Below are 7,031 nucleotides of genomic sequence, written 5' to 3' on the forward strand. Positions count from 1 at the left end.
TGGGTTACCCTTTAAGCATGCGCCAGCATCACCATTTTGCCAACCCAATCTCTTGATCTGCAACGTATAAGCGATAGCGTTTTTTTAGTGCTATCTGCACACGAGCGTCCTGTTGATCTGACCGTTGAATATTACAGAGCGACCACAGGTGATCTTTTATATTAAGACTTTCTAATATATAATGAGCAACATGATTTTCGATGGTACTGATAGCCATCAATACTGTCTAAGCATAACTGTACACCCATAATTTAACCACGAGGTTACCCGTATGACTCTTAACGCAGCCCTTCGCCTGCTGGCAGGAACCGTTATTCTTATCAGCCTGGCACTGGGAACTTACCTCAATCCGGCCTGGTATTACCTCACTGGTTTTGTCGGCCTTAATCTGCTGCAATCAGGCTTCACCAAGTGGTGTCCGGCAATAACCGTCTTTCGCATGCTGAAGCTGAAAGAACAAACCTGCGCTACCGGGATGAGTGTCCATCAGGGGGTCCACATTATCGCTGGCGCTGCGGTTCTGATTACCGTTGCTGCGTTTATGTTTTTTGCTGCACCACAATGGGTGCTGTATATCACCGCCGTGGTTGGGGCCAGCCTGCTTCAGTCTGCATTCACCGGCTGGTGTCCGGCATTCACCGTCGCATCCCTGCTGGGCTTTAAAAAAGCGGCTTAACGCTGCAACATCACTGCCTGTATTACTAATGCCGCCCTATGCGGCATTTTTTCTATCTGCTGACACTAATCTCTCCCCCTCTTACCTCTGCGATAAACAGCTGCCTAATTTACCCAAAGCGGTAACTACTGCGCACTTCTCATCACTGAATTGCCAGCCACCATGGTAGGATAAAACGATAGACTAAGAGGAGAACACCGGGTGCTGCGTTATAACTTGCAGAAAATGTTTAAGCTGATGCTACCTGGCATCATACTTATGCTGCTGGCGCCCCTCATCCATAGCCAGCTACAGAATCTTAGTTTTATCCAGCAACAGCTGTTTAGCTATCTCCCCCCTCTGCTGGGTGGACTGTCGGTGATTCTCTGTGTCAGCTTTAATCAGGGCCGCTTGTTGTTGACAACGGTTAATCTGCTCTGTCTGTTTTTGTTAATACAGAACCAACTGCAAACCAGCCTCAGCCAACCCTCTAATTTCGTTTTATTCAGTTGTATCAGCCTGCTGTTTCCTCTGCTACAGCTGTTTATTAACTTCATTCCGGAACGGGGTCTGAGCACCCGCTGGCTAATCAGACACCTGCCACTGATTATTGGGGGTTATCTGCTGTTCTGGATAGCCGCACAAAAGGGGCTGCTTACCGACTGGTTCAGTGAACTGCCGATGGGGCTGATTCAGATGTTTTCCGACCCCTATCTGCTCAGTCAGTGGTCAATCTCAGCATTCGCAACTGCGACCCTGCTGGGGCTCATTATCCTGTGGTTCAGAGCCACGCTCGCGGATGCCTGTCTGGTAATCATCACTCTGGCGATTGCGACCATGTTAGCGCTGTTCAGCGAATCATCCATTTCCGTTCTCAGCTGTACCCTGGGGCTGATACTGATTCTGTTTACCGTCCTGTTTAACTCATACAGCATGGCCTTTATTGATGAGCTAACCGGCCTGCCCGGACGCCGGGCATTGGAAAATACCCTGCGCAGTGCGGGGCGCCACTACACCCTGGGGATGGTAGATATTGACCACTTTAAACAATTTAACGACACCTATGGCCATGATGTCGGAGACCAGGTGTTGAAAATGGTCGCCAGCCAGATGAAACAGGCAGCCCGGGGGGCAAGTGTCTTCCGTTACGGCGGCGAAGAGTTCACAATCGTATTCAAAAGGATGGATGAAATCAGGGCCATCGAGATCGCAGAAAAAGTGCGTACCACCATTGAGGCTTATCCGATGCGGATCCGGGATAAAAATCGCCCCGGAGATGAAAAACAGGGCCGCCGACAGCGCAGCCGTTCGGCTCGGCCTGAGGGCACCACAGAAGTGACTGTCAGTATCGGTCTGTGCGAAAAAACACCACAGCACAAAGACAGTCAGGCAGTTATAAAACAGGCGGATGAAGCACTCTATCTGGCAAAACAACAGGGTCGTAACCGCGCTATTGCCTGCCATATCGCGCAACCCCGCAGGCGTAAAGTTGTCACTTCATGAAAAACTTTCACCTATAAAAAGCCAGTAGCAGCCGATAACCTTGCGTGATACGGGGTGGTTACTAAACTTAAACCCTTAACAACTTAAAGCTGATAAAAATCAAAGCTCGTCAAATGAGTTCCTGCAACGCAAGCAAAGGAGATGATATGGAGATCAGTTCTATACAGAGTCAGTCGGCCACAGAGCGTACTAAACATACCGAGGAAACGCCGACGCAACAAGCACGAAACGCACAGAATCAGGCGATATTGCAGGCCTCTCTGGAAGTCAGCATCTCTTCAGGTAACGATTCCCTGGCGCTGCTGTATCGCACCGCTGTCACTGAATTGAACAAAGTACTGGAAACCGATCTGGGCTCTTCATCGATTCAGAAAGCCTATGATTCTGGCCTGGATGTCACCCCCGAGGCAACAGCTGAACGAATTGTCTCGCTGAGTGCAAACTTTTTTAGCAGCTATCAGGCCCAACATCCGGAGATGGATTACCAGACTCAGGCAAAAAGTTTTGTTGAGTTGATTTCTGGTGGCATCGACCAGGGTTTTGCCGATGCCCGGGAAATTCTTGATGGCCTGAAGGTATTGCAGGGCGATATCGCATCCAATATCGATACCACTTACGATCTGGTGCAGGAGAAGCTTTCCACACTGATGGATACACTGCTGAATCAGGCGCAAACGCCGGCAGAAAATGTCGCAGAATAGATAAAGCCGGAAGAAACCACTCGCCATATAACGTAAAAACCGGGCAATGCCCGGTTTTTATTTATCATCCGATAGCCTCAAAACGCATAGCGCACCCGGCCATAGATATTACTGGCATCTTCAAACTGGCCAAAAAAAGTATACCCCTTGTCACCCCCGAACAGATTAGCCCCCAGATCGAAACTCAACGTATCACTGTGGCGATAGTTAACCGATGGTCGGGCATAATAATCATCATCACTGGGGGAATAAAATACAAACATCGACCAGACCAGATTATCCTGCCACATCCGGTAGTTCAGCCGGGTGGTATAGAGATAGCGATACTCCTCGGGGTTATAAGGCGATGGCGATGCCGCCTCAAGCGCATCATAATCGAGGGTTTGCTCCAGATAATATTGCAACCCCAGGGTCAGTTTTGGCAGCAACTCCCGTTCATATCCCAACAACAAACGAAACTGGCTATTAGGCTTATAAGGGTCGCGGCCATCATTGTCTTCCGCCATATGCAGTGCCACCTCGGCATTGGCTAATCCGGAACCGAGATTTCCCCGGACACTGGCACCCAGCACATTCAGACGTGTGAATACCGGATGCCCCGTGCTATCCAAAGCATTAGGCTGCTTCTGAAACCCCCGATAGCCATACAAAGCCCACTCGGTACTGTCAATGCTGCCGGAAATCCGGGCCGCAAACTCACCATTGGTGAAGCTGTTCGCGGGTTCCTCTGCATCGATCCGTCCGGCAGGCGCAGCAACGTTATGCCCTGCCTGTGGCGAAAACCAGGAAAACCGCTCGCCGTTAATATAACGGTCAGAGGTATAGTCCGGCATCCACACCAGATCCAGGCTGGCTGAGTCGCCATAATAGCTAGCTTTTGCCGCTAAAGCCGGTGCTTTCAGATACTCGGTATCCCGGCCTGCAAAAAATGACTGCCAGTCCTTAGGAAACAGGTCATTTAGAAACAACAGATCCCCTGTTCCCCAGGTCAGCACCTGTTGCCCCAACTTCAGATCGGTGCGGTCAATAGGGCTCAGGGTGTAGGACGCTTCGCGCAAATCCCCCCGCACCCCCTGATCAACGCCATCGGCGTACAGATCCGCTTTTAAGGCATAACGGTCATTACCACGATAACCGGTGGTTTCCAGACGTAACCGCAGGTCTGATAAGGTTGCATCATCAACCGGAGAAAAACGATCATTCAGGGCCGGGTCATGACTCAGCCGGTTTCCCAGCCCCCCCTCAATGAAGCCATGCCAGCTACTGGTGCTTTTCGGCTCAGCCCAGCTATCATCACTCCAGTTATCATTGCCCCAGCCCTGCTCACTATCACTGGCTAGCGGAGCGGTCTCCTGCTGCGCAGCCATCACCGAACTGGCGGACAGCAAAGCGATGATCAACACAGCTGGTTGCAATACTGAAATATCCCGCACTATAGATACCCCTATCGTTATTATTCTGGACGCTTAAGCCACTGACGCGGCGGATTACGCAGGGATCGCTCTGTAAAGACAGAGCTGTCCATCCCCAGGTCATAGCGGATAAAACGAAACTCCATTGTGGTACTGGCACCACTGACCAGATCACTGACTCTGGACTTAGTCACCGTAGGGATACCCTGAACCGGTTCAGTTGCCAGTACTTCAACCCGGCGATACGGTTTGTCATTGACATCGTAATACTCAATTTTCATCGGCAGCATACTGACCTTATCGATCCATACGCGATAATGGCTGAACTCGACCGAATCAGGGTCTTTAGGACTGTTATCCAACACATAGAACTCGGCGGTGGTTTCCAGCAGTTGGTGATTATCCTCTTCCGGATTACGACCAGAAACATCCTCATAAAAATAGTTAGAGCCGACAAAACTGGTGCGTTTATCACCGGCAGATATCCGTTTTACCAGGTCCAGACCAGGAAGGTAGAGCCAGCGGTCATCATCGGTCCCGGCATGTTTTTCCACCAGGAATACGGTATCACGAACATCAGCTGGTCGGCTGAAGGCAACCAGAAACTGCTGATCCCCGCCATCCTCATGATCCCGACGCAGAATAGTAAACTGTCGCTGTTGTTCCCGCCCCTGTGAGTCCTGAATCAGCATCCGTGCTTCTGAACGACCATCAGCCCCCTGATAGTAGGCAGCCAGATTGGCCTGTTTCACTATTTCATCAACGTTGGTCAGATCTGCAGCATACAGCTGTGCTGACAGGGTCAGACCCGCGACCAATGTGGTAAACAGTTGCTTAATCATGGGTACTCTCCTTTATGCCCGGCTTAACGCCAAACAAACTATCTTTATCTTTAATCATCTCCATTACCGCTGGCAACAACATGACGGTGACGACAGCGGACACAGCCATGATGGTTGCCAGGAAGAAGCCCACGGTAATGTAGGGAACCAGTGGAGCAAACAGCAAGGGGGTGAAGCCGATAGCAACCACGACGGCGTTACGGCTGATCGCCCGGGAGGGCCCTTTATAGACCTCCGCGACAGTTTGCTCCCAACTGCCACACTCACGATAGATCGCCCGGGTGCGCTCCAGGAAGTGAATCGCAAAATCCACCGACAGCCCCAGAGTCAGTGCCGACAGCACGGCAATCGGCATATCGTAATCCTTACCTACCAGCCCGATCAGGCCGTAAATAAAGAGGATAGTCACGGTCAGTGGCAGCATTGACAGCAGGCCTATTTTCACTGAACGGAACAGCACAACCATGATCAGCAACACCATAAAGAACGCGCCCATCAGGCTGTTCAGCATGCCGTTAACCATCTCATCCTGCCAGACAACGTTAATGTAGGTAAGACCCGCCCAATTGAGTTTGACCCCATCCGGCAGTGGATGATCGACCACATAGCCATCGACCAGTTGCAACACCCGGCTCATATCCTGGTTATCACCACTGCTTAACTGCAACCATAACACCGTTGAACGATAATCCGGTGTCACCATATGCCACAAGTCATTGGGACGGTGTGAGCCCTGAAAGCTCAACACTGTCTGTGCAGCAGCCGTGGCGGTCGGTGGCAGACGATACTGGTCGGCAGCCCCACCATTGAGCTCACGATAAACCGTCTTCAACATCGTTGGCAATCCGTTACTCTTGCCAACATATTCAGACTGATCAAGGAAGTTCTGCAGATCGTCGACATATTTCATCGCTTCCGGTGTCAGAAAATACTTACTGTTTATCTGAGCCTTTTCGGTCATATCCAACAACTCAAGCCACATTGTTTCATGAGCGCTGTCATCATAACTGAGCTGGTCGAACAGATTGATCAGCCCATTGGTATATTCGATAAAGCTCTCGACATTGACGCTGTCAAGTTTCTGCTGCAGATCGACACCCTCTTGCGCCGCCCGGGTCAGAAGCGTTTGCTCCAGTCCGCTGCGCAGATCACCACTCTTATCCAACACCAGAAATGCATTGTACGTCCCGGGGAAATGGTGGTTCATTACCCGGTCTGCCACACGCAGCGGATGGTCAGGCTTAAACCAGCGAACCGGGTTATCATTAATCTGAATCTGCGCCACACCATAAGCACTGCCTGCCACGATGAGAACAAAAAACAGCAGCAATCCCTTGGCCCGGGCGATAGAAAAACGTCCGGTTGAGATCAGCAAACGTCCCAGAAACGAGTTATCGTCATCTTCAATATTGTGGTCCTTCATCTGCGCCATGCGCTTAGGTGACAGGCTGATGATATATGCCGGAACCAGAGTGATGGTGAGCACAAACGCCAGCATAATGCCGAATGCCACATGTAGACCAAAGATCTGTACCGGCGGGATCGGGGTAAAGGCCAGTGAAGCAAAACCCACCGCTGAGGTCACCGAGGTATAGAGCATAGGTGTAAACAGATGCCCCAGCACCTCTTTCAGGGCGGTTTTAGGATCTTCACCCGGGCGATAACGGTCGGCAAATTCAGACAGGATATGCACCGAGTCGACCACCGCAATCGGCATCAGGAAGATGGGAATCATCGAACTCATAATATGGACGGTATAACCCTGACCAATCAGCAACCCCATAGTGATAATCACCGATCCCATCGCCACCAGCATCGGCGCGGTAATCAGCAGAAAACTGCGGAAGAAGACCCACATCAGGATAAAGATCATCAGACCTGCCAGTGGCGCCGAGATCGCCATCTGGATAAACATCTC

Annotated in this window: 6 protein-coding genes; 3 read left to right on the top strand and 3 right to left on the bottom strand. The window is 50.9% G+C overall.

Going from position 1 to position 7,031, the window contains the following annotated elements; genetic code table 11:
• Positions 1-271: 271 nt before the first annotated feature.
• From ACQY8X_RS04930 to ACQY8X_RS04940, 3 genes are all read left to right on the top strand, one after another.
• Complete coding sequence (locus ACQY8X_RS04930) at positions 272-676, top strand: YgaP family membrane protein (protein ID WP_428034034.1); 405 nt, start codon at positions 272-274, stop codon at positions 674-676.
• Between the two features lie 201 nt (positions 677-877).
• Positions 878-2,158, top strand: coding sequence for a GGDEF domain-containing protein (locus ACQY8X_RS04935; protein WP_428034035.1), 1,281 nt, complete (start codon positions 878-880; stop codon positions 2,156-2,158).
• 146 nt (positions 2,159-2,304) lie between these two features.
• On the top strand, positions 2,305-2,859 hold the full coding sequence (locus ACQY8X_RS04940) for a DUF5610 domain-containing protein (protein WP_428034036.1): 555 nt from the start codon (positions 2,305-2,307) through the stop codon (positions 2,857-2,859).
• 77 nt (positions 2,860-2,936) lie between these two features.
• Here the strand turns inward: ACQY8X_RS04940 and ACQY8X_RS04945 are convergent, their stop codons facing one another.
• The 3 genes from ACQY8X_RS04945 to ACQY8X_RS04955 all read right to left on the bottom strand — a co-directional run.
• Complete coding sequence (locus ACQY8X_RS04945) at positions 2,937-4,292, bottom strand: hypothetical protein (protein ID WP_428034037.1); 1,356 nt, start codon at positions 4,290-4,292, stop codon at positions 2,937-2,939.
• 20 nt (positions 4,293-4,312) lie between these two features.
• The gene (locus ACQY8X_RS04950; RefSeq protein ID WP_428034038.1) at positions 4,313-5,113 is read right to left on the bottom strand and encodes an outer membrane lipoprotein-sorting protein; all 801 of its coding nucleotides are present in this window, start codon (positions 5,111-5,113) and stop codon (positions 4,313-4,315) included.
• A partial coding sequence (locus tag ACQY8X_RS04955) for an efflux RND transporter permease subunit (RefSeq protein ID WP_428034039.1) occupies positions 5,106-7,031 on the bottom strand: 1,926 nt, incomplete at its 5' end. The genes ACQY8X_RS04955 and ACQY8X_RS04950, both read right to left, overlap by 8 nt.

The organism is Amphritea sp. (assembly GCF_050300915.1).
In the GTDB taxonomy this organism is placed as follows: domain Bacteria; phylum Pseudomonadota; class Gammaproteobacteria; order Pseudomonadales; family Balneatricaceae; genus Amphritea.

Coding starts and splice junctions, on each gene's coding strand:
- ACQY8X_RS04930 (WP_428034034.1), top strand. CDS start 272: ATGACTCTTAACGCAGCCCTTCGCCTGCTGGCAGGAACCGTTATTCTT.
- ACQY8X_RS04940 (WP_428034036.1), top strand. CDS start 2,305: ATGGAGATCAGTTCTATACAGAGTCAGTCGGCCACAGAGCGTACTAAA.
- ACQY8X_RS04950 (WP_428034038.1), bottom strand. CDS start 5,113: ATGATTAAGCAACTGTTTACCACATTGGTCGCGGGTCTGACCCTGTCA.